25 protein-coding genes are annotated in these 25,267 nt (G+C 73.2%); 7 read left to right on the top strand and 18 right to left on the bottom strand.

Annotated features, from left to right (window positions below):
- The first annotated feature begins 50 nt into the window (after positions 1-50).
- A complete protein-coding gene (locus PV721_RS15860; protein WP_319724565.1) occupies positions 51-767 on the top strand; it encodes an exonuclease domain-containing protein in 717 nt (238 codons plus the stop codon).
- A 43-nt stretch (positions 768-810) separates the two neighbouring features.
- Here the strand turns inward: PV721_RS15860 and PV721_RS15865 are convergent, their stop codons facing one another.
- Entirely contained in the window at positions 811-1,443 is a 633-nt protein-coding gene (locus tag PV721_RS15865; protein WP_319724566.1) for a hypothetical protein, read from the bottom strand.
- Between the two features lie 20 nt (positions 1,444-1,463).
- Entirely contained in the window at positions 1,464-2,336 is an 873-nt protein-coding gene (locus tag PV721_RS15870; RefSeq protein WP_319724567.1) for an aminoglycoside phosphotransferase family protein, read from the bottom strand.
- 217 nt (positions 2,337-2,553) lie between these two features.
- Here PV721_RS15870 and PV721_RS15875 point away from each other — a divergent pair, with 217 nt between their 5' ends.
- The 3 genes from PV721_RS15875 to PV721_RS15885 are packed head-to-tail and all read left to right on the top strand — an operon-like array spanning position 2,554 to position 7,064.
- On the top strand, positions 2,554-5,208 hold the full coding sequence (locus PV721_RS15875) for an FUSC family protein (protein WP_319724568.1): 2,655 nt from the start codon (positions 2,554-2,556) through the stop codon (positions 5,206-5,208).
- 42 nt (positions 5,209-5,250) lie between these two features.
- Positions 5,251-6,480 (top strand): macrolide-inactivating glycosyltransferase, encoded by a 1,230-nt coding sequence (gene mgt / locus PV721_RS15880; RefSeq protein ID WP_319724570.1) that lies wholly within the window; start codon positions 5,251-5,253, stop codon positions 6,478-6,480.
- A 20-nt stretch (positions 6,481-6,500) separates the two neighbouring features.
- Complete coding sequence (locus PV721_RS15885) at positions 6,501-7,064, top strand: DUF1697 domain-containing protein (RefSeq protein ID WP_319724572.1); 564 nt, start codon at positions 6,501-6,503, stop codon at positions 7,062-7,064.
- An 11-nt stretch (positions 7,065-7,075) separates the two neighbouring features.
- Here the strand turns inward: PV721_RS15885 and PV721_RS15890 are convergent, their stop codons facing one another.
- Positions 7,076-7,921, bottom strand: a complete 846-nt coding sequence (locus tag PV721_RS15890) for an aldo/keto reductase (RefSeq protein ID WP_319724573.1) — start codon at positions 7,919-7,921, stop codon at positions 7,076-7,078.
- Positions 7,922-7,965: 44 nt separating this feature from the next.
- On the opposite strand from PV721_RS15890, the gene PV721_RS15895 reads away from it, so the two are divergent.
- Positions 7,966-8,967: a ketopantoate reductase family protein gene (locus PV721_RS15895; RefSeq protein WP_319724574.1), complete on the top strand. Its 1,002-nt coding sequence runs from the start codon at positions 7,966-7,968 to the stop codon at positions 8,965-8,967.
- A 165-nt stretch (positions 8,968-9,132) separates the two neighbouring features.
- On the opposite strand, the gene PV721_RS15900 is transcribed toward PV721_RS15895, so the two are convergent.
- The 14 genes from PV721_RS15900 to PV721_RS15965 all read right to left on the bottom strand — a co-directional run bounded on the left by PV721_RS15900 (position 9,133) and on the right by PV721_RS15965 (position 22,835).
- On the bottom strand, positions 9,133-9,897 hold the full coding sequence (locus PV721_RS15900; protein WP_319724576.1) for a sirohydrochlorin chelatase: 765 nt from the start codon (positions 9,895-9,897) through the stop codon (positions 9,133-9,135).
- 5 nt (positions 9,898-9,902) lie between these two features.
- Positions 9,903-10,799: an ABC transporter permease gene (locus PV721_RS15905; RefSeq protein WP_319724578.1), complete on the bottom strand. Its 897-nt coding sequence runs from the start codon at positions 10,797-10,799 to the stop codon at positions 9,903-9,905.
- Positions 10,786-11,580 (bottom strand): ABC transporter ATP-binding protein, encoded by a 795-nt coding sequence (locus tag PV721_RS15910; protein WP_030713685.1) that lies wholly within the window; start codon positions 11,578-11,580, stop codon positions 10,786-10,788. Before PV721_RS15910 ends, PV721_RS15905 begins: the two co-directional genes overlap by 14 nt.
- 34 nt (positions 11,581-11,614) lie before the next feature.
- The gene (locus PV721_RS15915; RefSeq protein WP_319724581.1) at positions 11,615-12,754 is read right to left on the bottom strand and encodes an ABC transporter substrate-binding protein; all 1,140 of its coding nucleotides are present in this window, start codon (positions 12,752-12,754) and stop codon (positions 11,615-11,617) included.
- A gap of 215 nt (positions 12,755-12,969) precedes the next feature.
- Entirely contained in the window at positions 12,970-14,310 is a 1,341-nt protein-coding gene (locus PV721_RS15920; protein WP_319724583.1) for a sulfate adenylyltransferase subunit 1, read from the bottom strand.
- A gap of 2 nt (positions 14,311-14,312) precedes the next feature.
- Positions 14,313-15,251 (bottom strand): sulfate adenylyltransferase subunit CysD, encoded by a 939-nt coding sequence (gene cysD, locus PV721_RS15925; RefSeq protein WP_319724585.1) that lies wholly within the window; start codon positions 15,249-15,251, stop codon positions 14,313-14,315.
- Positions 15,248-15,793, bottom strand: a complete 546-nt coding sequence (gene cysC, locus PV721_RS15930) for an adenylyl-sulfate kinase (RefSeq protein WP_319724587.1) — start codon at positions 15,791-15,793, stop codon at positions 15,248-15,250. The genes cysD and cysC overlap by 4 nt, the downstream gene beginning before the upstream one ends.
- 59 nt (positions 15,794-15,852) lie before the next feature.
- Positions 15,853-16,596: a phosphoadenylyl-sulfate reductase gene (locus PV721_RS15935; protein ID WP_319724589.1), complete on the bottom strand. Its 744-nt coding sequence runs from the start codon at positions 16,594-16,596 to the stop codon at positions 15,853-15,855.
- Positions 16,593-16,772: a hypothetical protein gene (locus PV721_RS15940; protein WP_319724591.1), complete on the bottom strand. Its 180-nt coding sequence runs from the start codon at positions 16,770-16,772 to the stop codon at positions 16,593-16,595. The genes PV721_RS15935 and PV721_RS15940 overlap by 4 nt, the downstream gene beginning before the upstream one ends.
- A complete protein-coding gene (locus PV721_RS15945; protein WP_319724593.1) occupies positions 16,769-18,475 on the bottom strand; it encodes a nitrite/sulfite reductase in 1,707 nt (568 codons plus the stop codon). The genes PV721_RS15940 and PV721_RS15945 overlap by 4 nt, the downstream gene beginning before the upstream one ends.
- A gap of 213 nt (positions 18,476-18,688) precedes the next feature.
- Positions 18,689-18,772 (bottom strand): putative leader peptide, encoded by an 84-nt coding sequence (locus tag PV721_RS15950; RefSeq protein WP_312847410.1) that lies wholly within the window; start codon positions 18,770-18,772, stop codon positions 18,689-18,691.
- Positions 18,773-18,981: 209 nt separating this feature from the next.
- Positions 18,982-19,545, bottom strand: a complete 564-nt coding sequence (locus tag PV721_RS15955) for a GNAT family N-acetyltransferase (RefSeq protein ID WP_319724595.1) — start codon at positions 19,543-19,545, stop codon at positions 18,982-18,984.
- A gap of 5 nt (positions 19,546-19,550) precedes the next feature.
- Positions 19,551-20,813 carry a GAF domain-containing protein gene (locus PV721_RS15960; protein ID WP_319724622.1) on the bottom strand — a complete coding sequence of 421 codons (1,263 nt, stop codon included), beginning with the start codon at positions 20,811-20,813 and terminating at the stop codon, positions 19,551-19,553.
- Between the two features lie 378 nt (positions 20,814-21,191).
- Positions 21,192-22,835: an acyl-CoA dehydrogenase family protein gene (locus tag PV721_RS15965; protein WP_319724597.1), complete on the bottom strand. Its 1,644-nt coding sequence runs from the start codon at positions 22,833-22,835 to the stop codon at positions 21,192-21,194.
- Positions 22,836-22,852: 17 nt separating this feature from the next.
- On the opposite strand from PV721_RS15965, the gene PV721_RS15970 reads away from it, so the two are divergent.
- Together PV721_RS15970 and PV721_RS15975 are read left to right on the top strand one after the other, a co-directional pair.
- A complete protein-coding gene (locus PV721_RS15970; RefSeq protein WP_319724599.1) occupies positions 22,853-23,977 on the top strand; it encodes a YihY/virulence factor BrkB family protein in 1,125 nt (374 codons plus the stop codon).
- 44 nt (positions 23,978-24,021) lie between these two features.
- Positions 24,022-24,756 (top strand): helix-turn-helix domain-containing protein, encoded by a 735-nt coding sequence (locus PV721_RS15975; protein ID WP_319724601.1) that lies wholly within the window; start codon positions 24,022-24,024, stop codon positions 24,754-24,756.
- On the opposite strand, the gene PV721_RS15980 is transcribed toward PV721_RS15975, so the two are convergent.
- Positions 24,687-25,088 carry a VOC family protein gene (locus tag PV721_RS15980; protein ID WP_319724604.1) on the bottom strand — a complete coding sequence of 134 codons (402 nt, stop codon included), beginning with the start codon at positions 25,086-25,088 and terminating at the stop codon, positions 24,687-24,689. The genes PV721_RS15975 and PV721_RS15980 overlap by 70 nt on opposite strands.
- Positions 25,089-25,267: the final 179 nt, after the last annotated feature.

Here is a 25,267-nt window from a genome sequence, read left to right on the forward strand (position 1 = left end):
GATCTGGAGAGGACCGGCGCGGGGCCGGGGGAATCACGGGGGGCCCGGCGATGAGCTGGATCAGCGGGCCGATGGTGGCCTTCGACCTGGAGACGACCGGGACCGACATCGAGTCGGACCGCATCGTCACCGCCGCGGTGGTGGCCATGGAGCCGGACGGCCGCGTCGCGCGGACCCGCACGTGGCTGGTCGACCCCGGCGTGGCCATCCCGGAGCAGGCGGCGGCGATCCACGGCATCTCCACGGAGCACGCCCGCACGGAGGGCGTGCCGGCCGCACCGGCGATCGCGGAGATCACGCAGACCCTCGCCGACGGGCTGGGCTCCGGCACGCCGCTCGTGGTGATGAACGCCCGCTACGACCTGTCGCTGTTGGACCGCGAATGCCGCCGGCACGGCATCGCACCGCTGGCCGACCGGCTGCGGGGCAGGCCCGCGCACGTCATCGACCCCTTGGTGCTCGACAAGCACGCGGACCGGTACAGGAAGGGCAGGCGGACGCTCCAGGCCCTCTGCGAGCACTACGGCGTGACGCTCGACGACGCGCACAACGCGGCCGCGGACGCCCTCGCGGCGGCCCGCGCGGCGCGCCGGGTGGGCGCGAAGCACGCGTCCATAGGATCGATCGAGCTGGCGGACCTCCACGACCTCCAGATCCGCGCGGCCGCCCAGCAGGCGCAGTCCCTGCAGAGCTACCTGCGCCGCACCTCGGACCCCGAGGCGATAGTCGAGCCGGCGTGGCCGGTGGTCCCGCGCAGGGAGAGCTAGGTTGTCGAGAGCGGCCGACGGCCTCGCCCGAGCGTGAACCCGTTCACGCGGGCACGTCCGGCCAGGAGTCTGCGTACTCGATGTGGATCTCCCGCGTGCGGGCGGCGCCGGAGTGGAGGCGGGCGCAGTAGTGGCCGCGGCGGGTGGCGTCGCGGACGTGTGCCGGGCCGTGCCGGGCGACGTCGCGGAAGGGGCCGGCGGTCTCGCGGAACACCTTCGCGCTGCCCGTCACGAACAGCGTCTCGGCATGGAGGTGCTGGTGGAGGTGGTCGCGGTTCTCGGCGTGGTGCCAGGCCTCGTGGTCGATCTCCGGTTCCGACGCGGGCGCGCTGACGCTCTGGCGGCGACCCGGGCCGAGCCGGCCCCGCAGCTCCTTCCAGCGTGAGGGCGCGAACTGCAGCGAGTGGTGCAGCAGGACGAGGTCGAGGGGGCGTGATCCCGGCTCCGGGCCGCCGGCGGGGCGCAGCGGCACGTGGATCAGCGAACGCGGTGAGGTTGCGGCCAGGCTCCACAGCCCGGCCAGGAGCCGCGCGGCCTCCTGGTCGACGTAGGCGTTCAGGTACGGGCCCTCGTCCAGGAGCAGCGCGCGCCGCGGCGGCTGTGCCGGGCGGAGGACCTTGAACTCCCGCGGGCCGAGGCGGGCCTGGTGGACGGTGACGGGTATGTGCACGTGCATGTTCACTTGCTATCCGGGTCCTAGAAGGAATGCCAGCGCATTCCGGGGTCGCCGTCCCTGAGGGACGTCACGCGGCGGCGGAACTCGGCCCGCGCCCCCGGGTTGCTCGGGGCGTGCTGGGCGACCCAGGCGCAGCCGGCCGTCTCCCGGGCGCCGCGCAGGACCGCGCAGCCCGCCCAGTCGCGGACGTCCCCCCCGTACGCCGACACGAACGCCCCGTACTCCTCGGCGGGCATGCCGTACCGGTCGCACGAGAGGGCCATCACCACCAGGTCGTGCTCGCGCAGATCGGCCGAGACGGTCTCCAGGTCGACCAGGGCCGGGCCGTCCGGCCCCACGTGGACGTTGCGGGGCAGGGCGTCGCCGTGGACCGGCCCCGGCGGGAGGTGCGGGGTCAGGGCCGCCACCTCATCGGCGTAGGCGTCGCGGCGGGCCCGCAGGTACGCCGCGTCCGCCGGGTCGATCGCGTCTCCCGCCAGCCGCAGCCAGCGCTCGACCCCGCCCAGCAGGTCCCGGGCGGGCAGGGCGAACGGAGGTTCGGGCAGGGCGTGGACGGCGCGCAGCAGTACGGCCAGGTCCTCGGCGCCCGCCGGCCGGACCGCGTCCGGGAGCCGGTGCCACAGCGTCAGCGGATGCCCGTCCACCAGCCGCGGCTCCGGCTCGGCCGCGCGGACCGCCGGGATCCCGGCCGCCTCGAACCAGCCGGCCACCGCGAGTTCCCGCTCGGCCCGCGCCATCAGCGCCGCCTCCCGGCCCACCTTCACCACCAGGTCGCCGACGGCGAAGACGGCGTTCTCGCCGAACGCGAGGAGGGCCGGTCCGCGGGCCGTTCCACCGGTCGCCGGCGTGAGGCCGGCCGCCTTCAGAGCCCGTCTGGCCTGCGCTTCGTCCATGCCCCTGCTCTCGCCCTCCGCCGGATGGCGGTGATCGTGGTGACGGCGGTGATCGCGGTGCCCGGCGTGACCGGGGTGATCGCGGCGTCCGTAGCAGACGGCGTGATCGCCGGAATGCGCCGCGATACGCCGTGACCCGCCCTGATCACCGCGCATCCGAGTTCTATCACCGCCCGCATGGGTGGTGGCTTCGGGAGGGCGGCCCGATGCTGGAGGCATGGGCGCCGACCGTGACGCAGGCTCCGCCCGCGGCCCCAGCGGCGTGGCGCGGCGCGCCATCCGCACCACGCTCGCCGCGTGCGCCGGGTTCTTCCTGTTCCTGTACGGGCTGGACCAGCCCGTCGCGGCGATGTACGCCCTGTTCGCGGTCGTATCGATGGCGGCCCTCTCGCACATCCCCGGCACCGGGCGCCAACGGGCGGCCGTCATCGTCCGGACGACGCCCGTGGCCTGGCTGCTCGTCACGATCGGCACCTGTCTCGCGGTGCGCACCTGGAGCGCCGTGGCCGGCATGCTGGTCATCGGCTTCTTCCTCGCCTTCGTGGCCGTGGCCGGGCCCCGGGCATCGGGCGCCGCGCCCGGCCTGCAGCTGCTCTACATCCTGCCGTGCTTCCCGCCCTACGCCCCGGACACCCTCGGCGAGCGCCTGCTGGGCACGACCTGCGGCCTCGCGCTGCTGATCCTCGCCGAGCTCTTCGTGCTGCCCGAGCCGCGCGGCCCCTCCTACCGAGTGCTGGCCGCCGAGGCCGCCGAGGCCGCCGCCCGCTGCGCCGGCGAGCTGGGCCGGGCCCCGTACAGGCTGTCCGCCGCAGGGGCGCAGGTGGCCCGGGCGGCCGGCGAGGCGCTGCGGCCCTTCCGGGTCCCCGAGGCGGACCGCCCCGCCGGGCCGGGCCTGCGGGACCGCGGGCTCGCGCACGCGGGCCTGGCCGCCCGCACGCTCCTGAACCGCATGGTGAACCTGCCCGCGCCGCCCCCGGAGCGCCCGCCCCCGGAGCAGGCGCCCGGGGTGCCGGCCGCGGTCGGCGCGGCCGCCGCCGAGTGCGGGGCCCTGCTGCGCGGCACCGGCGACTCCACCGACGCGGCCACCGCCCTGCGGGGCGTACGGGAACGGGCCGTCGCCGTGGACGAAAAGCCGGCGAGCGAGGCGCTGGGCGTGCGGCGGGCCGCGCTGCTGGAGGTGGCGGACGCCGCCGTCGCCTTCACGACCGCGGCCGAACTGGCGGTACGGGGCCGGCACGCGCGGCTCCCGGCCGAGACCGATGCGGGCCGCTTCTGGTACGCGGGCCGGCGCGCGCCCCGCCTGTGGTGGCACCGGCTGGCCGCACACGCCGGACCGCGGTCGGTGCACTTCCAGAACGCCGTCCGGCTCAGCCTCGCGCTCGCGGCCGCCCGTACCATCGCGGGCATCGACTCCCTGCCGCACGGCTTCTGGGCGATGCTCGCCGTGCTCAGCCTGACCCGGACCACGGTCTCCCAGACCCGGGCGACCGTACGCCTGGCGCTCGCCGGCACTCTGCTCGGCGCCCTCGCGACCGGCTGCCTGCTGGCCCTGATCGGCGGGAACAGCACCGTCTACGCCATCGCCCTGCCGTTCGTCATGTTCGTGGCCTTCCGGGTCGGGCCGGTGCGGGGTGTGGGCTGGGCCCAGGGCATGTTCACCCTCGTCGTGTCCTTCGCCTTCGCGCAGCTGGCGCCGGTGACCTGGAGGCTGGCCGAGATCAGGATCCTGGACGTGGCCATCGGCAGCATGATCGGCGTCGTGTTCGGACTGCTCGCCTGGCCGCGGGGGGCGCAGGTGGAGCTGCACCGGGCGGTCGCCCTGCTGCTGGCGGAGGCGGCCGATACGGTCAAGAGCACCGCGGCCGCCGTCGCGGCGGGCGGGCCGGGACACCTCCCCGACGACGGGCCGCTCCAGCGCGCGCTGCTGCTGGCGGAGTCGGCGTTCTCGCAGCGCCTGAGCGAGCCCAGGGCCCCCGTCGGCGTCCCCGCCGACTGGCAGGCTGCCCTGATGACGGGCCACCACGTGCTGTGGGGTTCGCGCCGCCTTCACGCCCGCGGAGGTCCACCCCTGGAGCCGGCCCAGAACACGCGCCTCCGCGCCCGGGCCGCGCAGGTGGCCACCGGCCTGCGCGCCGCATCCTCCCTGGCCTCAGCCACATTCCCGCCACCGCATACGGACACGCCCCTCCCGGCGGGCGCGTACCTGGCGGGGGTGCGGCCGGTGGCCCCGGCCGCACCCCCGGGCACGGGGCCTCCGACGGCCACGGACGTGCCCGCGGGCACGCATCGGCCGGTGGCCGCGAACGGGCCGCCGCCCGCGAACCCGCCGACGGACGAACCACCCGCCCCCGACCCGGCGCCCGCCCCCGACCCGGGGCCGGCATCGGCCCACGGTCCCGCAGCCGTAACGGAGTACGGGCCCGCGCCCGGCCCGGGGCGTGCACCCGCCCCGGGGCCCGTACCGGAGCGCGTATCCGGCCCGGAGGCGACACCCGCATCAGACCCCGCGCCCCCAGGCGGCGCGGGGGCAGCGCCCGCACCCGGCCCAGGGCGTGCACCCGCCCCGGGGCCCGCGCCCGGCGCCGAGGCGACACCTGCGCCCGGCGCCGAGGCGACACCTGCGCCCGGCCCCGAGGCGGCAGCCGCACCTGGCCCGGAGGCGGCAGCCGCGCCCGGCGCCGAGGCGGCACCCGCGCCCGGCCCGGAGGCGGGGGCACCCGCACCCCGGCCCGTCGGCGGTGGCGAGGGGGGCGGGGTTGCTCCGCCGCGGTTCTTTGCCGCGCTTGCGTGGCTGGACTCGTTGCACACCGACGTCGAGCGCATCACCGCGCCCACCGGCGGTTCCGAGGGGTCGGAAGGGGCGGCGGCCTGAAAAGTTGTTGCACGAGACGTCTCGTCTCGTTACTGTCTGATCATGACCTCAGCCAAGCCGTCCAAGCCCACCGAGACCGCCGAGCCCGCTCACATCGCCATGTTCTCCATCGCCGCCCACGGCCACGTGAACCCGAGCATCGAAGTGATCCGGGAACTCGTCGCCCGCGGCCACCGCGTCAGCTACGCCATCCCCGCCGCCTTCGCCGAGAAGATCGCGGAGACCGGCGCCACACCCGTGATCTACACCTCCACCCTCCCCACCGATGACGAGCCGGAGGCCTGGGGCACCGAGCTCATCGACAACCTGGAGCCCTTCCTCGAGGACGCCGTCCAGGCACTCCCGCAGCTCGCCGCCGCCTTCGAGGGCGACGAGCCGGATCTCGTCCTCCACGACATCACCTCCTACCCGGCACCCGTGCTCGCCCACCGGTGGGGCGTCCCCGCCGTCTCCCTCTCCCCGAACCTCGTCGCCTGGGAGGGGTACGAGCAGGAGGTCGCCGAGCCGATGTTCGCCGAGCTGAAGGCCTCCGAGCGCGGCCGGGCGTACTACGCCCGATTCGCCGCCTGGCTCACCGAGAACGGCCTCGGGGGCGACGTCGACCGCTTCCAGGGCCGGCCGCGCCGCAGCCTCGTCCTGATTCCCAGGGCGCTCCAGCCCCACGCCGACCGCGTCGACGAGTCCGCCTACACCTTCGTGGGCGCCTGCCAGGGCGACCGCACCGCGACCCAGGGCAGCTGGCACAGGCCCGCGACCGCCGACGGCAAGAAGGTCGTGCTGGTCTCGCTCGGCTCCGCCTTCACCAAGCAGCCCGCCTTCTACCGCGCCTGCATCGACGCCTTCGCGGACCTGCCCGACTGGCACGTCGTCCTCCAGATCGGCAAGTTCACCGATGAGGCCGACCTCGGCGAGATCCCCGCCAACGTCGAGGTCCACCGCTGGGTTCCCCAGCTGGACGTCCTGCGCCAGGCCGACGCCTTCATCACCCACGCGGGCGCCGGCGGCAGCCAGGAGGGGCTCGCCACCGCCACCCCGATGGTCGCCGTCCCGCAGGCCGTCGACCAGTTCGGCAACGCCGACATGCTGGTCTCGCTCGGCGTGGCCCGGCACGTACCGATGGCGGACGCGGACGCCGCCACCCTCCGGGAAGCGGTCCTCGCCCTGGTCGCCGACCCCGAGGTCGCCGCCCGCGCCGAGGCCGTGCGCGCCGGGATGGCCGCCGAAGGGGGCACACGGCAGGCCGCCGACCTCGTCGAGGCCGAACTGTCGTAGGCACCCCCTAAGGTGCCGCCATGACGAAGAAGGCCACGACCACGAAGTACGCGGCGCTGCTGCGCGGCATCAACGTCGGCGGGAGCAAGAAGGTCCCGATGGCGGAGCTGCGCTCCGTGCTGGAGGAGCTCGGCCACGGCGACGTACAGACGTACCTGCAGAGCGGCAACGCCGTCTTCAGCAGCGAGAAGAAGGACCCGGCGGCGCTCGCCCGGGAACTGGAGGCGGCCCTCGAGGCCCGCTTCGGCTTCCGGGTGGCCTGCCTGGTGGTGGACGGCGCGTACCTGCACGCCGTCGCCGACGCCTGCCCCTTCCCCGCCGCGGAGCTGGAGGGCAAGCAGCTCCACGTGACCTTCTTCTCCGAACAGCCGGGCGCGGAGCGCTTCGCCGCGCTCGACGAGGCCTCCTACCTCCCCGAGGAGTACCGGCTCGGCGACCGCGTCCTCTACCTCTACGCCCCCCACGGCCTGGGCCGCTCCAAACTGGCCGAGTCCCTCGCCAGGCCCGCAGTCGTCAAGGGCATCGACGTGACCACCCGCAACTGGAACACCGTCGCCAAACTCGTCGAGCTGACCGGGAGCTGACGCGGCAGGCCTCAGCCGAGCGCGTCCAGCAGTTCCAGCTCCCGCGCCGTGAGGTGGATCGTCGCCGCGTCCAGGTTCTCCGCCAGGTGTTCGGGGGACCCGGTGCCCGGCGTGGGACACAGGACGGGGGAGTGGTGCAGCAGCCAAGCCAGGGCGATCTGGCCCGGGCGGGCGCCGTGGGCCGCGGCCACCGAGGTGACGGCGGCCGCGCTCTCGCGGGTCAGGGCGCCGCTGCCCAGCGGGTAGTACGGGAGGAAGGCGATCCCGCGGGCCTCGCACAGCGCGAGCACCTCCGCCGAGCCACGCTCCAGCAGGTTGTACGGGTTCTGGACGGACGCGATCGGGGTCGACTCCAGGGCCGTCCGCACCTGCTCCGCGGTCACGGTGTCCAGCCCGATGTGCCGGATCTTGCCCTCCGCCCGCAACTCGGCCAGCGTGCCCAGCTGTTCGGCCACCGGCACGACCGGATCGAAGCGGTGCAGCTGGTAGAGGCCGATCCGGTCCGTGCGCAGCCGCCGCAGACTCGCCTCGCACTGCCGGCGCAACTGCTCCGGGCGGCCCGCCACGTGCCACCGGTCGGGGCCGGTGCGCACCACCCCGCCCTTCGTGGCGACGACGAGCCGCTCCCCGTACGGGTACAGGGCTTCGGCGATCAGCTCCTCGGCCAGGTCGGGGCCGTAGTTGTCGGCGGTGTCGATGAGGGTGACCCCGCGTTCCACCGCCGTGCGCAGCAGGGCCCGGGCCTCGGCCCGTTCGCCGCGCGGGCCCCAGTAGCCGGGGCCCACGAGTCCGCCCGTACCGAAGCCGAGCCGCCGTACAGGCAGCTCCCCGCCGAGATCGATCCCCTCTTTCACCATGCCCCGACGGTAACCCAGGGGCCCGCATGTGCCAGGCTCGTGGCATGCGTTACATCATCATCGGCGCGGGCGCCGTGGGCGCCACCATCGGCGGACGGCTCGCGGAGGCGGGCGGCGAGGTCGTCCTCGTCGCACGCGGCGCGCACGCGGAGGCCTTGCGGGCCGACGGACTGCGGCTCACCACCGCCGACGGGGAACGGGTACACCGCCTGCCCGTGGTCACCGGACCGGACGAGATGGGCGAACTGCGCCCCGACGACGTGCTGTTGCTGGCGGTGAAGACCCAGCATGCGATCGCCGCGCTCGACGCGTGGGGCGACGCAGAGGTCGCGGGCGGCGGCACGGCCGCGCAGCGGCTGCCGGTGCTGTGCGCGCAGAACGGCGTGGAGAGCGAGCGGCTGGCGCTACGGCGCTTCGCGCGGGTGTACGGGGTGTGCGTGTGGTTGCCCGCGACCTTCCTGGAGCCGGGCGTGGTCTCGGCGCTGTGCGCGCCGCTGACCGGCATCCTGCACGTGGGCCGGGCGGCGGGCGGTACGGACGCCCTGTGCCGGGCCGTCGCGGCGGACCTCGGGAAGGCCGGCTTCGAGGCGCCGGTGGTCGAGGACGTGATGCGCTGGAAGTACGCGAAGCTGCTGGGCAACCTGGGCAACGCCCTCCAGGCGACGACCGGCCCGGAGCCGGACCCGGCGAAGGCGGCCCTGCTGCTGCGGGCCGTGCGCGAGGCGAAGGCCGCCTTCGGGGCGGCAGGCATCGCGTACGCCTCGGACGCGGAGCAGTCGCTGGCGAGGGACGGGAAGGTGAACCAGCCGCCGGGGACCCGGGGCGGGTCGTCCTGGCAGAGCCTGGCGCGGGGGACGGGCTCCGTGGAAGCGGACTACCTCAACGGGGAGATCTCCCTGCTGGGCCGCCTGCACGGGATCGCGACCCCCGTCAACGACGTCCTGCGGCACGCGGCGAACATCTTCGCCCGAGAGGGCCTCCCGCCGGGCGCGATGTCCATCGAGGACCTCACCACCCTCGCGGACGAGGCCGCGGCCCGCGCGTAACCCCTGGGTGGGGGTGCGGGGGCGCTGCGCGGAGCTGCTCCCCGCCCGCCCTTGCTCCGTTTCCCGGGGCTCAGCCCCGGCCCCCGCTGGAGATTTCAGCCCCGCCGGCGTTTGAGGCGCGGGGTCTGGGGCGGAGCCCCAGCAGGGGGCGGGCACGCATCGCGGCTACGCCGTCAGGGCGGGCCGCCTGCCGGGAGTCGACGTGGCGGAGGCGTCGTAGCGGCGCAGCAGGAGGCGGGCCAGTTCGGGGGCCGCGCCCAGGACATCGGCCACGACATCCGCGCCCGCGGCCGCGGCGCCGGCCGCGATGCGGTCCGGGAGCCGGCCGGGGGCGATGACGTACGGGGCCACCGCCACCCGGGCGAAGCCCTCGGCGCGCAGGGCCCGTACGGCGTCTTCGGTGCGGGGAAGGGCAGCGGAGGCGAACGCAGGCCGCACGGCGCACCAACCGGTGTGCCGCCACTCCCGCGCGGTTTCAGCGATCGCTGCGATCGCCTCCGGGTCTGTGGAGCCGGCGGACGCGAGCACCACCGCGGTGGTGGCGCGGTCCGCCGGGGTGAGGCCGGCTTCGGCAAGCCGGCGTTCGAGGGCCGAGAGCAGGAGCGGGGAGGGGCCGAGGACATCGGCCACCCGCACCGACAGCCCGGGCAGGCGGGCCGACGACTCGGCCAGTGCGGCCGGGATGTCGGACTTCGCGTGGAAGGCCCGGGTGAGGAGGAGCGGGAGGGCGACGACATCCCGTGCGCCCGACAGGTAGAGCGAGGACAGGGCCTGGCCCACCGACGGGGTGTTGAAGTCCAGGAAGGCCGTCTCCACCCGCAGCCCGGGCCGCAGCGTCCGCGCCCGCCCGACGAGGGCGTGCACGGTCGCCGCGTGCCGCGGGTCGCGGCTGCCGTGGGCGATGACCAGGAGTGCGGGTGCGTGGGACATCGGACTCAGCTCTTGACCAGCAGGCCGCGGCTGCGCAGCACCCACCGCTCGACCGGGCTGAAGATCAGCAGGTCGATGGCGATGCCGACCACCAGGATCAAGATGATCGCCAGGAACACGCCGGGCAGGTCGATGTTGTTGCGGCCGTTCTCCAGGAGCTGGCCCAGGCCCAGGCCCAGGTCGGGCGAGGAGGCGATGATCTCGGCGGCCATCAGCGAGCGCCAGGAGAAGGCCCAGCCCTGCTTCAGGCCCGCCAGATAGCCCGGCAGCGCGGCCGGCATCACGATGTGCCGGGCGCCGCGCAGACCGGTGGCGCCCAGGGTGCGGCCGGCCCGCAGGTAGAGCGGCGGGATCTGGTCGATGCCGGAGACGAGGCCGTTGGCGATGGACGGGACGGCGCCCAGCAGGATCACCGTGAACATCATCGCGTCGTTGAGGCCGAACCAGAGGACGGCCGGCGGCACCCAGGCCACCGACGGCAGCGACTGCAGGCCCTGGAGGATCGGGCCGATCGCGGCGCGCACGAACTTCACCCGGGCGACCAGGAGGCCGAGCGGGGTGCCGATGGCCAGGGCCAGCAGGAAGCCGAGCAGGCCGCGGGAGACGCTGGTCCAGATCACCTCCAGCAGGGTGCCCTGGACCCACATGTCGGTCAGGCTGCCCCACACCGCGGACAGTGGGGGCAGCTTGGTCTCCTCGGTGACCTTCGTGGCGACGAGGACCTGCCAGACCAGGAGCACGAGGCTCACGGCCAGGAGGGGCGGGAGGACCTTCTTGACGAGGACCTCGCGGACCGGGGTGCGGTGGGTCTGGACCGCGTCGAGGGCGTCGAGGCCCGCTTCCAGGCCGGCCAGGTCGTCGTTCTTGCCCGTGGCCTTCAAGGTGGTGTCAGTGCTGGCCATGGCGGCGGATCTCCCCACGCAGGTGTTCAGTGATCTCGAGGGACAGCTCCGCGACGTCCGCGTCCTCGATGCGGCGCGGCTGCGGGATGTCCACGGTCCACTCCTTCGCGACCCGGCCGGGGCGCGAGGAGAGCAGGACCACGCGCTGGGCGAGGCGGACGGCCTCGCGCACGTTGTGGGTGACGAAGAGGACGGACAGGTTCGTCTCGGCCCAGATGCGGGTGAGCTCGCCGTGCAGCACGTCCCGCGTGATGGCGTCGAGCGCCGCGAACGGCTCGTCCATCAGCAGCAGCTGGCTGTCCTGGGCCAGTGCCCGGGCCAGGGCCACGCGCTGGCGCATGCCGCCCGACAGCTCGTGCACGCGCTTGCCGTACGAGCCGCCGAGGCGGACCAGCTCCAGCAGGCGCTCGGCCTCCGGCTTGCGGTCGGCCTTGGCCACCCCGCGCAGGCGCAGGGCGAGTTCGATGTTCTTGCCCGCGGTCAGCCACGGGAAGAGGGCGTGCTCCTGGAACATCAGGGCCGGGCGGCCGCCGGGGGTCTCGATGGACCCCGCGGACGGCTTGTCGAGGCCCGCGACCAGGTTCAGCAGGGTGGACTTTCCACACCCCGAGGCCCCCAGGATGGTGACGAACTCTCCGGGAGCGACATCGAGGCTGATGTCGTCCAGGACGAGCTGCGATCCGGCCGGGCCGGAGAAGGACTTCGAGACGTGCTCGATGCGGGCAGCGTGGGTCTGCTCCGCTACGGAGCCCTCGGCAGCCTTGGCAAGCGTGGTGGCCATGGTCGTCACCTCCTGGGATAGCTGGACTACGGGATTACTCGGCGCCGAGACCGGCGTCGGAGACCTCGGGCTTGCCGGCGGCCTTCAGCACCTTGTTCAGGAGCGTCAGGTCGTAGATGCCGGCGAGGTCGGGCTGCTGGATGAGCTTGGCCTTGACCGCCCAGTCCGACTGGGTCTTCAGCGTCGAGGCCAGCGGGTCGTCCGTGACCGTGAAGCTCGGCCACGCCGGGTCGATGACCTTCGCGTCGAGCGGCTTGCCGCCCTCCGCCTCGAGCCTGGCGTTGGCGGAGGCCTTCGCCTTGTCCTGGTTGGCGTGGATCCACTCGTTGGTCTTCACCGTGCCGCGCAGGACGGCCTCCACCACGTCCGGGTGCTCCTTGAGGAACTTCTGCGACACGATGATGTTCGTGATCACGAACTTCTTGTCGGGCCACAAGGAGGTCTCGTCGAGGAGGACGCTGCCGCCGTCGGAGACGAGCTTGGAGGCCGTGGGCTCCGGGACCCAGGCGCCGTCGATCGAGCCCTGCTTGAAGGCGTCCGGGGTGACCTTGTTGTCCGTGCGGACGACGGAGACGTCACCCTTGCCGGACTCCGGGTCGACCTTCCAGCCCTTCTCGGAGATCCAGTTGAGGAACGCGACGTCCTGCGTGTTCCCCTTCTGCGGGGTGGCGATCTTCTTGCCCTTGAGGTCGTCCAGGGCCTTGATCTTGTCCGGGTTCACGACCAGCTTCACGCCGCCCGAAGCGGAGCCGGAGATGATCCGCAGGTTGGAGCCCTTGGACTTCACGTAGGCGTTGATCGACGGGGAGGGGCCGATGAAACCGATGTCGAGAGAGCCGCCGTTGAGGGCTTCGATCTCGGACGGACCGGCGTTGAAGGACTGCGGCTTGATCTTGGTGCCGTTCAGTTCCTTCTCGATCAGGCCCTCCTGCAGGCCGACGAGCGCGGTGGCGTGCGTCAGGTTCGGGAAGTAGCCGATCCGCACCTCGGAGGCCGACAGCTTCTTGCCGCCGGTGGCCGCGGCGTTGGCGGCCTTGTCGCCCTCGTCCTTCTTGGCCTCGGAGCCGTAGCCGCACGAGGCGAGCGCGCCGATCAGCAGCGGCAGGGCGGCAGCGGCGACGAATCCGCGGCGCAGGGTGGTGCGGGTGGTGCGGGTGGTGGCGGTGGCAGGCACGGGAGGACTTCCTCTCGTGACGCGGTCATCTCATGACGCACGTCTTCGTCTGTGGAGCAGGGGCAGGTACAGCTCGCGGGGGGTGTGGGCGCGCATGCGGTGCGCGTACGTCATCGCGCACATCGCGCCACCCCTCCCTGGCCGCTGCCGAGGTGGCCGCTGCCTACGCGGCCGCCCTCCTTGGCGAAGGTGGAGTAGATGTCGGCAGGCATGATCTAGAAGTCCCACCCTTCCTCGTCCGCCTGGATGGTGGTCTCCGCCTCGGAGGCGAAGGACTCGCCGGCCATGCCCGCCGCCAGAGTGGTTCCGTCGGCCGGGTCGATCAGCAGGAAGGACCCGGTGCGGCGCGAGTCGGCGTACGCGTCGAGCGCGAGCGGCTCGGCGGTACGGACGACCACGCGGCCGATGTCGTTGGCCACCAGCTGCCCGGGGTTCGGGTGCTGGGACAGGTCGTCCAGGGTCAGCCGCGAGGGGATCTCCTTGACGATCGCCTTGACCGTGCGCGTCGTGTGCTTGATCAGCACCCGGGCGCCCACGGAGAGGGGCTGGTCGGCCACGTGGCAGACCGTCGCCTCGACGTCCTGCGTGGTGGCCGGGGGGTTCGCGGACGGCGCGATCAGGTCGCCGCGCGAGATGTCGATGTCGTCCGCCAGACGCAGCGTCACCGACTGCGGGGCCCAGGCGATGTCGACGCTCTCGCCGAGCGCGTCGATGCCCACGATCGTGCTCGTGCGGCCCGAGGGCAGGACGGTCACGGCCTCGCCGACGCGCAGCACGCCGGAGGCGATCTGGCCCGCGTAGCCGCGGTAGTCGGGGTGCTCCGCGGACTGCGGGCGGATCACGTACTGCACCGGGAAACGCGCCGGGCAGGCGGTGAGGTCGTGGCTGACCGGGACGGTCTCCAGGTGCTCCAGCACCGTCGGGCCGCCGTACCAGTCCATGTTGGCCGAGGGGTCCACGACGTTGTCGCCGGCCAGCGCCGAGATCGGGATCGCGGTGATCTCCGGGACGCCCAGGTCCGAGGCGTAGGCGGTGAACTCCTCGGCGATCTTCGCGAAGACCGACTCCTCGTAGCCCACCAGGTCCATCTTGTTCACGGCCAGGACCACGTGCGGGACGCGCAGCAGCGCGGCAACGGCCGCGTGCCGGCGGGTCTGCTCGATCACGCCGTTGCGGGCGTCGACCAGGACCACGGCCAGGTCGGCGGTGGAGGCGCCGGTGACCATGTTCCGGGTGTACTGCACGTGCCCCGGGGTGTCCGCGAGGATGAACCGGCGGCGCGCGGTGGCGAAGTAGCGGTACGCGACGTCGATGGTGATGCCCTGCTCCCGCTCGGCCCGCAGGCCGTCGGTGAGCAGCGCGAGGTCGGGGGCGTCCTGGCCGCGCTGGGCGGAGACGGCCTCGACGGCCTCCATCTGGTCGGTCAGGACCGACTTGGAGTCGTGCAGCAGCCGCCCGACCAGCGTGGACTTGCCGTCGTCGACGGAACCGGCGGTCGCGAAGCGCAGCAGCGTGGTCGCCGAAAGATCGGCGAACTGCTCGGTGGTGGAGGTCATTTCTAGAAGTACCCTTCGCGCTTGCGGTCTTCCATCGCGGCCTCGGACATCTTGTCGTCGGCGCGGGTGGCACCCCGCTCGGTGAGGCGGGAGACGGCGATCTCGGCGATCACGGCGTCCAGCGTGGCGGCGTCGGAGTCGACGGCGCCGGTGCAGGACATGTCACCGACGGTGCGGTAGCGGATGAGACGCGTCTCGGGCGTCTCGCCCTCCTTCGCGCCGCCCCACTCGCCGGCCGTCAGCCACATGCCGTTGCGCAGGAACACCTCGCGCTCGTGGGCGAAGTAGATCTCCGGCAGCTCGATGCCCTCGCGGGCGATGTACTGCCACACGTCCAGCTCGGTCCAGTTGGAGAGCGGGAAGACGCGCACGTGCTCGCCGGGCGCGTGGCGGCCGTTGTAGAGCTGCCACAGCTCGGGGCGCTGGCGGCGCGGGTCCCACTGGGAGAACTCGTCGCGGAGGCTGAACACCCGCTCCTTGGCGCGGGCCTTCTCCTCGTCGCGTCGGCCGCCGCCGAAGACGGCGTCGAACTTGAGGCTCTGGATCGCCTCGGTCAGCGGGACGGTCTGCAGCGGGTTGCGGGTGCCGTCCGGACGCTCGCGCAGCTTGCCCGCGTCGATGTAGTCCTGGACGGACGCCACGTGCAGGCGCAGCCCGTGCTTGGCGACCGTGCGGTCGCGGTACTCCAGCACCTCGGGGAAGTTGTGGCCGGTGTCGACGTGCAGCAGCGTGAACGGCACCGGCGCCGGCGCGAACGCCTTCAGCGCCAGGTGCAGCATGACGATGGAGTCCTTGCCGCCGGAGAACAGGATCACCGGCTTCTCGAACTCGCCCGCCACCTCGCGGAAGATGTGCACGGCCTCCGACTCGAGGGCGTCGAGGTGCGACAGCGCGTAGGGCGCGTCCGTCCCTTCGTGGACGTGTGCGACGGTGGCGGTCATGCCAGGCCCCTCTCGGTGAGCAGCGCGTGCAGGGCCGAAGCCGACTCCTGCACGGTCTGCGTGTGCGACTCGATACGGAGGTCCGGGGACTCCGGAGCCTCGTACGGGTCGTCGACCCCGGTCAGACCGGAGATCTCGCCCGCCGCCTGCTTGGCGTACAGGCCCTTGACGTCACGCTCGGAGCACACCTCGACCGGAGTGGCCACGTGCACTTCGAGGTAGTCCGTCGCGGCGGCCGCGTGCCGCTTGCGGACGGCCTCACGGCTGTCCGCGAACGGTGCGATCACCGGCACCAGCGCCTTGACGCCGTTGCTCGCGAGGAGCTCGGCGACGAAGCCGATCCGCTGCACGTTGGTGTGCCGGTCCTCGCGGCTGAAACCGAGGCCGGCGGAGAGGAACTCGCGGATCTCGTCACCGTCGAGGACCTCCACGCGGTGGCCCTCGGCGCGCAGCCGCTCGGCCAGCGCGTAGGCGATGGTGGTCTTGCCCGCGCTCGGCAGCCCGGTCAGCCACACGGTGGCGCCCTGGTCGCTCACGCTCATCTGCTCTGTCTCCGTAGGTTCTTCGCTCGTCGTCACGCTGGTCGTCGCGCTGCCCGTCATCAGCCGTGCAGTCCGCACTCGGTCTTGCCCCGCCCGGCCCACCGGCCCGCCCGCGCGTCCTCGCCCTCCGCCACGCGGCGGGTGCAGGGGGCGCAGCCGACGGAGGCGTAGCCGTCCATCAGCAGCGGGTTGGTGAGTACGCCGTGTTCGGCGACGTACGCGTCCACGTCGTCCTGGGTCCAGCGGGCGATCGGCGAGATCTTGACCTTCTGCCGCTTCTCGTCCCAGCCGACGACCGGGGTGTTCGCCCGGGTCGGGGACTCGTCGCGGCGCAGGCCCGTCGCCCAGGCGTCGTACGCGGTCAGGCCCTCTTCCAGCGGTTTGACCTTGCGCAGCGCGCAGCACAGGTCGGGGTCGCGGTCGTGCAGCTTCGGGCCGTGCTCCGCGTCCTGCTCGGCCACCGTCCGGCGCGGGGTGAGGGTGATGACGTTGACGTCCATCACCGCCTCGACCGCGTCACGGGTGCCGATGGTCTCCTCGAAGTGGTAGCCCGTGTCGAGGAAGACCACGTCCACGCCGGGGAAGACGCGCGAGGCCAGGTGGGCGACGACCGCGTCCTCCATGGAGGAGGTCACGGCGAACTTCCCGCCGAAGGTCTCGGCCGCCCAGCGCAGGATGTCCAGCGCGGAGGCGTCCTCCAGGTCCCGGCCCGCCCGCTCGGCCAGTTCCTTGAGATCCGTGTCCTTGCGATCCGTGGCCTTGAGGTCCACGGCCGTGAGACTCGCGTCTTGAGTGGTGGTCATATCTCGTCCCCTCCAGCTGAATCGGACCGGACACCGCGGGCCAGCAGCCCGAGGTACTTCAGCTGGAAGGCTCGGTTGCAGGCCCTGCATTCCCACGCGCCGTGGCCCGCCTCGTGGGGAAACAGGTCCTCGTCGCCGCAGTACGGGCAGTAGAACGGTGCGGCGCGCTCGCTCACGAGAGGCTCTTCTCGTCCGCGCGGGCGACCCACGCCGCGAAGCGCTCGCCGTCCTCGCGCTGCTCCTCGTAGCTCTTGACGACCCGCTCGACGTAGTCGGGCAGACCGGCCGAGGTGACCTTGAGGCCGCGGACCTTGCGGCCGAAGCCGGCCTCCAGGCCGAGGGCGCCGCCCAGGTGGACCTGGTAGCCCTCCACCTGGTTGCCGTCGTCGTCCAGGACCAGCTGCCCCTTGAGACCGATGTCCGCCACCTGGATACGCGCGCAGGCGTTCGGGCAGCCGTTGATGTTGATCGTGAGCGGCTCGGCGAAGTCCGGCAGGCGGCGCTCCAGTTCGTCGATCAGCGAGGCGCCGCGCGCCTTCGTCTCGACGATGGCCAGCTTGCAGAACTCGATGCCGGTGCAGGCCATCGTGCCGCGGCGGAACGGGGACGGCTTGACCCGCAGGTCCAGCGCCTCCAGCGCCCCGACCACCGAGTCGACCCGGTCGGCCTCGATGTCGAGCACGATCATCTTCTGCTCGGCGGTGGTGCGCAGGCGGCCGGAACCGTGCTGCTCGGCGATGTCCGCGATCTTGGTCAGGGTGGCGCCATCCACACGGCCGACGCGGGGCGCGAAGCCGACGTAGAACTTGCCGTCCTGCTGCTGGTGGACGCCCACGTGGTCGCGCCACTGGCCGGTCGGCTGCTCGGGAGCGGGGCCGTCGGTCAGCTTGCGCTGCAGGTACTCGTCCTCCAGGACCTGGCGGAATTTGGCCGGGCCCCAGTCGGCGACGAGGAACTTCAGGCGGGCGCGGGTGCGCAGCCGGCGGTAGCCGTAGTCGCGGAAGATCGAGATGACGCCCTCGTAGACGTCCGGGACCTCGTCGAGCGAGACCCAGGTGCCCAGGCGCACGCCCAGCTTGGGGTTGGTGGACAGACCGCCGCCGACCCAGACGTCGAAGCCCGGACCGTGCTCGGGGTGGTTCACGCCGACGAAGGCGATGTCGTTGATCTCGTGCGCCACGTCGAGCAGCGGCGAGCCGGAGACCGCGGACTTGAACTTGCGGGGCAGGTTGGAGAAGTCCTTGTTGCCCACGATGCGGCGGTAGATCTCGTCGATGGCGGGCGTGCCGTCGATGATCTCGTCCCGGGCGATGCCGGCGACGGGCGAACCGAGGATGACGCGGGGCGTGTCACCGCAGGCCTCGGTCGTGGAAAGGCCGACGGCCTCCAGCCGGCGCCAGATCTCCGGGACGTCCTCGATCCGGATCCAGTGGTACTGCACGTTCTGGCGGTCGGTCAGGTCGGCGGTGCCGCGCGCGAACTCCTGGGAGATCTCGCCGATGACGCGGAGCTGCTCGGTGGTCAGCCGGCCGCCGTCGATGCGGACGCGCAGCATGAAGAACTCGTCGTCCAGCTCCTCCGGCTCCAGGATCGCGGTCTTGCCGCCGTCGATCCCGGGCTTGCGCTGGGTGTAGAGGCCCCACCAGCGCATGCGGCCGCGCAGGTCGTTGGGGTCGATCGAGTCGAAGCCGCGCTTGGAGTAGATCGTCTCAATGCGTGTCCGCACGTTGAGACCGTCGTCGTCCTTCTTGAACTGCTCGTTGCCGTTGAGAGGGGTGTGGTGTCCGACGGCCCACTGGCCCTCACCGCGGTGACGGCCGGTCTTGCGGCGCGCGGCGGCTGCGGGTGCGGCTGCGGGCGTTTCGGGGGTGGCGGCCATGGCGGTACGTCCTTCTTCGGCGGCTCAAGGCAAGGGCAGGGGGAGGCGAAGCGGCGGCGGTGACCCCTGGACTCTGAGCGGGTGTGGCTGATTCCCGCTTCGTTGCCGGGGTTGCCGGCGGGCAGGGCGGGACATCGGCCTCAGGGGACTAGCGGGGGATCGGCGCGTCCGCAGCGGCGGGGACGGCGACGATGTGCGGCGTGGCTGGTTCCGTCAGCGCGCCGGACAGATGGCGCTGGACATGCGGCCGAGGTCGACGTGCCGCCGACTCACCAAGGCAATTCCAGCTCCATTCATGACGGAAGCGTGTCATGTGCCTCTTGGAGGAGTCCACTACTGTCCACGATTCGGACGAACTCGTCCCGGATCGTGGGATGACGTGATCGTGGTCACGCACCGAACGCCGGTGAGCCCGGGCATTCCGGCCTCCCCGGCGTTCGGGGCGCCTCGCCGCTGCGGGGGCTCCGCCCCGAACTCCAGGTCCCGGCGGAGCCGGGCTCGATGTGCTACGCGCCGGGCCACGGCCCGGGGGTCGGGGCCTCTTCCTTCTCTTCCGTCTCCGTCTTGAAGATCTTGAAGCCGCGCCGCTCGTAGTTGCTCATCGCCGTCGGGCCGTCCTGGCTGCAGGTGTGCACCCACACCCGCCGGGTCGGCTCCAGCTCCGGCCAGCGCTCCGCCAGGGACCACGCCCGGGCGATGCCCACCGACAGCAGGTGGCCGCCGATGCGGCGGCCCCGGAAGTCCGGGAGGAGGCCGAAGTACATGATCTCCACCACACCGTCGTCCTGCGGGTCGAGCTCCACGTACCCCGCCGGCGTGCCGCGGTCGTACGCCACCCACGTCTCCACCCCCGGCCGGCCCAGCTGCTCCACCCACTGGGCCCGGGTCAGCGAGAGCCGGTCCGTCCAGTGGATGTCGCCGCCCACCGAGGCGTACAGGAAGCGGCTGAACTCCGGGGACGGGACCTCCGCCCGCGAGATCGTGATCTCAGGGCCCGGTACGGCCGCCGGGACGAGGTCCGACGGGGAGGTCATTTCCAGGGACCAGGTGGTGAGGGTGACGGTGCTCATGCCCTTCAGGGAACCACGCCGGGCCCCCGGCGCCCCAGGCGGGCCCTGATCACCGCGGGGGCGGTGGAGTGCGGGAGCAGCGCGGCCGGGTCCTCCGGGCGGATCAGCTCCACCTCCACGTCCTCCGCGAAGCGGTACGGCCGGTGGGTCAGGACCCCCGCGAGGTGGCGGCGCACCCGGGACAGCTCCGCGCGGACCGTCACCGTGCGCGTCGGGTCCCCGAACAGCTCCGCGGACAGTTCGGCCGCCGAGCGCCCCCGCGGGCTGTCCGCCAGCAGGAACAGCAGCTCCGCGTGGCGCGGGCTCAGCTCCTGCGACCAGCTCCCGGAGGAGCCGTACACCGTCGCCGACCAGGATCCCGCCCGGCTGAGGTCCAGGACGATCCGGGTCGCCGCCGTGCTCGTGCGCTCCTGCGCGATCCGCAGCAGCCAGCCGCCGGGCAGCGGCTCCACCACGCAGTCGCCGAGCCGCGGCACCCACACCCGGCCCGGGCCGAAGGTCTTCGGCAGCGGGATCCGGTCCGTGGGCGCCAGCCCCGTCACCGCCGCCGTCCAGCCGTCCGGGTCCACGGCCAGCGCCCGTCCCGGCAGCCGGGCCAGCAGCGGGGACGCCACCGTGCGCAGCCGCTCCAGCGACTCCAGGTGCCGGATCCGCAGCTCCCGCTCGGCGAGCCGGGCCACCGAGCTGACCCACGCCAGCGTCGCCGGGTGCATGGTGGCCAGCGGCCCGCTGACGTCGACCACGCCCAGCAGCCGGCCGTCCCGCGGGTCCCGTACGGGCGCGCCGGCGCAGGTCCAGTCGTGGTGGCTGGAGACGAAGTGCTCCGCCGAGAACACCTGCACCGGCCGCCGGGCCACCAGGGCCGTGCCCACCCCGTTGGTGCCGACCACGGCCTCGTCCCAGTCGGCCCCCACCGCGAAGCCGAGCCGGTCGGCCTTGCGCAGGATCGAGGAGTGGCCCTCCCGCCACAACAGCCGCCCGTCCGCGTCCGCCACGACCATGATGTGCAGGGCCTCGTCCAGCGCGGGCAGCAGTCCCTCCCGCAGCACGGGGAGGACCTCCCGCAGCGGCGACCCGTGCCGCCGCTCCTCCGTCTCGGCGGCCGACAGCATCCGCGAGCGCGCGTCCCGGTCCGGGTGCACCCCGCCCGCCAGCATCCGCCGCCAGGACTCCGCGATCTCCGGTCTCGGCGCGGCCGGCGGACGGCCCCCTGCCAGCGCGGCAGCCCGTACCCCCTTGAGCAGACGCGCCGCCGCCCGCGCGTCCATGGCCGAGATGCGTGCCACATCGACCGTACTGCCTGTGGTGTCGGCCACCGGAACCTCCCCGTGCGAACAGGACGTACGACGCGAGCCGCCCGGGCGGGCCGCGGGCTCCGCATCCCCCGGCACCCCGGTGGGCGGCTGCCGACTCACAGGTTGCAACGGTATGCAACTCTCGCCAAGTCCCGTTCGCCCGACCGAAACTGTCCGGACGCCGCCGAGCGGTGTGACAGCTCCTCCTCGGGGCTTCGGAGCAGAGGTGGTGCCGAGTCGGCGCGGCGCCACCTCTGTACCGGTCGACGGGCCCGGATCACGGCTCGGAGCGGTTTGGGGACCGCAGGGGAGCCCGACGGGGGCTCCTTCCCGGCCCGCGATCCGCGCCCGTCAGCCTGCGATCCGCGCCCGTTCCACCACCCCGCCGAGATCGAGGCTGTGCGGCAGCGTCCCGAAGGCCGCGCCCCAGTCGCCGCCCAGCCGGGAGGCGCAGAACGCGTCCGCGACCTCCGGCGGAGCCCAGCGCACCAGCAGCGATCCCTGCAGCACCAGCGCCATGCGCTCCACCACGCGGCGGGCCCGCGCCTCGATGCCCTCCAGGTCGGCGAGCTCCGTCAGCAGGTCCTTGATGGCCGAATCCAGCCGGTGGTCGGCGCCGCGGGCCAGGCCGACCTCCTGGAGGAAAGCGTTGAGCGCTTGGGGCTCGCGCTGCAGGGCACGGAGTACGTCCAGCGCCTGTACGTTGCCCGAGCCCTCCCAGATGGAGTTCAGCGGGGATTCGCGCAGCAGTCTCGGCAGCCCGGACTCCTCGACATAGCCGTTGCCCCCCAGACATTCCAGGGCCTCCGCGACCATCGGCGTACAGCGCTTGGTCACCCAGTATTTGGCGGCGGGCACGGCGAGGCGCAGGAAGGCCTTCTCCTGCTCCGTCCCGGCGTCGTAGGCGGCCGCCAGGCGCAGGGTCAAGGTCGTGGCGGCCTCCGACTCCAGGGCGAGGTCGGCGAGCACGTTGCGCATCAGCGGCTGGTCGATGAGCGGTGCTCCGAAAGCAGAGCGGTGCTCCGCGTGGTGCACCGCCTGCGTCAGCGCCTGCCGCATCAGCGAGGCCGAGCCGATGACGCAGTCCAGCCGGGTCGCCGCGACCATCTCGATGATGGTCCGCACCCCCCGGCCTTCCTCGCCCACCCGCTGCGCCCAGGTCCCGTCGAATTCCACCTCGCTCGACGCGTTCGACTTGTTGCCCAGCTTGTCCTTCAGCCGCTGGATCGCGAAGACGTTGCGCGTGCCGTCCGGCAGCACCCGCGGCACCAGGAAGCAGGTCAGTCCTCCCGGAGCCTGCGCCAGCACCAGGAACCCGTCGCACATCGGCGCCGAGCAGAACCACTTGTGCCCGGTCAGCAGGTACTCGCCGGACGTGCCCAGCGGTGTCGCGGCCGTCGTGTTCGCCCGTACGTCGCTGCCGCCCTGCTTCTCCGTCATTCCCATGCCGAAGAGCACTCCGCCCTTCTGCGCGGCCGGCCGCAGCCCCTGCTCGTACACGTGCGAGGTCAGCCGCGGTTCCCACTCGGCGGCGAGCGACGGATCGGCCCGCAGCGCCGGTACGGCGGCGTGCGTCATCGAGACCGGGCAGCCGTGCCCCGCCTCGGCCTGCGACCACAGGAAGAACCCGGCGGCCCGGCGCAGGTGACCGGCCGGACGCCCCCAGGCGTCGGTGAGGCCGGAGGTCACGGCGTGCCCGAGCAGCCGGTGCCAGGCCGGGTGGAACTCCACCTCGTCGATCCGGTTCCCGTACCGGTCGTGCGTCCGCAGTTTCGGCGGGTTCTCGTTCGCCTGCACGCCCCATTCCTGGGCCTGCGCGGAACCGGCCGCGCGCCCGAGGGCGGTGAGCTCCTCCCCTACCTCGCCGAGGAGTTCGGGTTCCGCGGATGCGAGGTGACGCTCGACGCCCTCGGTGAGGGCCCGATCGCCGCCGTAGACGTCGTAGCCCACCAGGGGCGGGGCCTGGTTGCTGACTGTGTGGGTGGTGGCTGCCATGCGGATACCGTAAGGACGTGCAGCCAGCAAAAGAAACACCCGAGCGGATCCCGGGACCCCCAGGACGGCTCCACCGGGCCCGCGCCCTCTACCGCAACGTCTCGAAGCGGAAGATGGGCTGGCTGCTGCTGAAGGACACCGTCAACTCGTGCATCGAGTACCGCATCCTCGGCCTGGCGGCCGAGGCGGCGTTCTTCACGCTGCTCTCCCTGCCCCCGCTCTTCCTCGGCCTGCTGGGCCTGCTCGGCTACGTGGACGGCTGGACGGGCAAGACGACGGTGGCCAGCATCGAGGAGAACATCCTGGGGGCGGTCGGCACGGTGCTGTCCGACCGGGGCGTCAACGACATCGCCAAACCGATGCTCGACGACGTGACGGGACGCGGCCGCCCCGACCTGATCTCGCTCGGCTTCGCCTTCGCCCTCTGGTCGGGCTCGCGCGCCGTCAACGTCTTCATCGACACCATCACCGTGATGTACGGGCTCGACGGGCACCGCGGCATCGTCAAGACCCGGCTGCTGGCCTTCGTGCTCTACATCATCGCCCTGCTGATCGGTGCTGTCGTGCTGCCGCTGATGGTGGTGGGACCGGACGCCGTGATCGAGCTGGTCCCCTGGGGTACCAGCGTGATCGCGGTGCTGTACTGGCCGACCGTCACCCTCCTGTCCATCGTCTTCCTGACGACGCTCTACCACGTGTCCGTACCGGTGCGTTCGCCGTGGATCGAGGACGTGCCGGGGGCGCTGGTGGCCCTCGCCATGTGGGTGCTGGGCTCGTTCCTGCTGCGCATCTACCTCACCAACACCGTGGAGGGGCCGACGATCTACGGATCGCTGGCGGCGCCCGTGGCGGTGCTGCTGTGGATCGGCATCTCGGCCTTCGCGGTGCTGGTCGGTGCGGCCGTCAACGCCGCCATCGACCGGGTCTGGCCCTCCGTGGCCACGGCGGCGGCGCGCGAGGCGAACGAGCGGGCCCGGGAGCTGGAGGCCGCGCAGCTGATCGCGCGGGCCGCGGCCTGGCGGGCCCTGGCCGAGGGCGAGTCGGAGGACGACGAGGACGGCGGGATGCCGTCGGAGTTCCCGGAGCGCTGGTCGAAGTTCCTGCCGCCGGAGGACTACTCGTCGCGGCTGCGCAAACACTGACCGGCACCCGGGAGAGCCGTCGATCTTCGCCCTACGCTGGAGGGGTGTACGAGGAAGCGCCGTCCGCGGCCGTGCCCGGGGCCGTGCTGTGGCGTGCCCGGGGCAACGGCCGGACGGTGCTGCCCGACGGGTGCATGGACCTGCTGTGGGCCGACGGGCGGCTGCTGGTGGCCGGGCCCGACACCGGGCCGCATCCCGCCGGAGAGGTCCGGGGCGGCGCCTTCGCCGGGATCCGGCTGGCGCCCGGCACCGCGCCCGCGCTGCTCGGCGTACCGGCCCACGCCCTGCGGGACCGGTGCGTGGAACTCGCCGAGCTGTGGCCCGCTCGGGAGGTACGGCGCCTCGCGGGACGCGTGGCCGCGTACGGGGATCCCCGCGCCGGGCTGGAGGCGCTGGCCGCGCGCCGTGCGGCCGAGGCCGGGCCGCCCGACCCGCTGGCCGCCGAGGTCGCGGCGCGGCTCCGGGCGGGGCAGGCGGTGGCCGGGATCGCCGCGGCGGTCGGCCTCGGCGAGCGCCAGCTGCGCCGCCGCTCCCTGGACGCCTTCGGGTACGGGCCGCGGACGCTCGGCCGGATCCTGCGGCTGCGCCGCGCCCTGGCGCTGGCCGGGGCGGGCATGCCGTACGCCGAGGTGTCCCACGCCGCCGGCTACGCCGACCAGGCGCACCTCGCCCGCGAGGTGCGCGCGCTGGCCGGGACCACGCTGACGGCCTACGCGGCGGGCTCCGACGGGGCGAACAGGGACACGCCGCAGCCGTCCGGGTCGAGCACGACGGCGTAGCGCTGCCCCCAGAAGGCGTCCCAGGGCTCCAGGTGGCCCCGGTACCCCGCCGCGGTCAGTTCCGCGTACAGGGAGTCCACCTCGGCGGGGGAGTCGCACAGGAAGGCCAGGTCCCGGCGGCCCTCGCCGGTGGGGCGGGTCCAGGACGGGTCGAAGGAGCGGACGGTCTCCTCGGTGTCCCACCCGATCCGCAGCCCGCCGGGAAGCGCGGCCTCCACGTGCGGCAGGCCGTCGGCGTCGGCCGGGACGTCCAGCCCGAGGCGGCGGTAGAAGGCGAGCGAGGCGGCCATGTCGGAGACGACCAGGCCGATCATGTCGAGTCGTGGAGTCATGACAGCAGGCTAGGCAGCGCCCGCGCCGCCCGTCTTGAACGAAACGGACACCGCCGAGCCCGGGGGCCCGTCGGCCCGGAAGCCCCGAGGCCCGTCGGCCTGGAGGCCGGTCCGCCCGGAGCCCCGGAGGCCCGGAGGCCCGTCGGCCGGTCCGCCCGGAAGCCTGTCGGTCCGTCGGT

The sequence above is a fragment of the Streptomyces sp. MB09-01 genome (assembly GCF_033794505.1).
Lineage (GTDB): Bacteria > Actinomycetota > Actinomycetes > Streptomycetales > Streptomycetaceae > Streptomyces.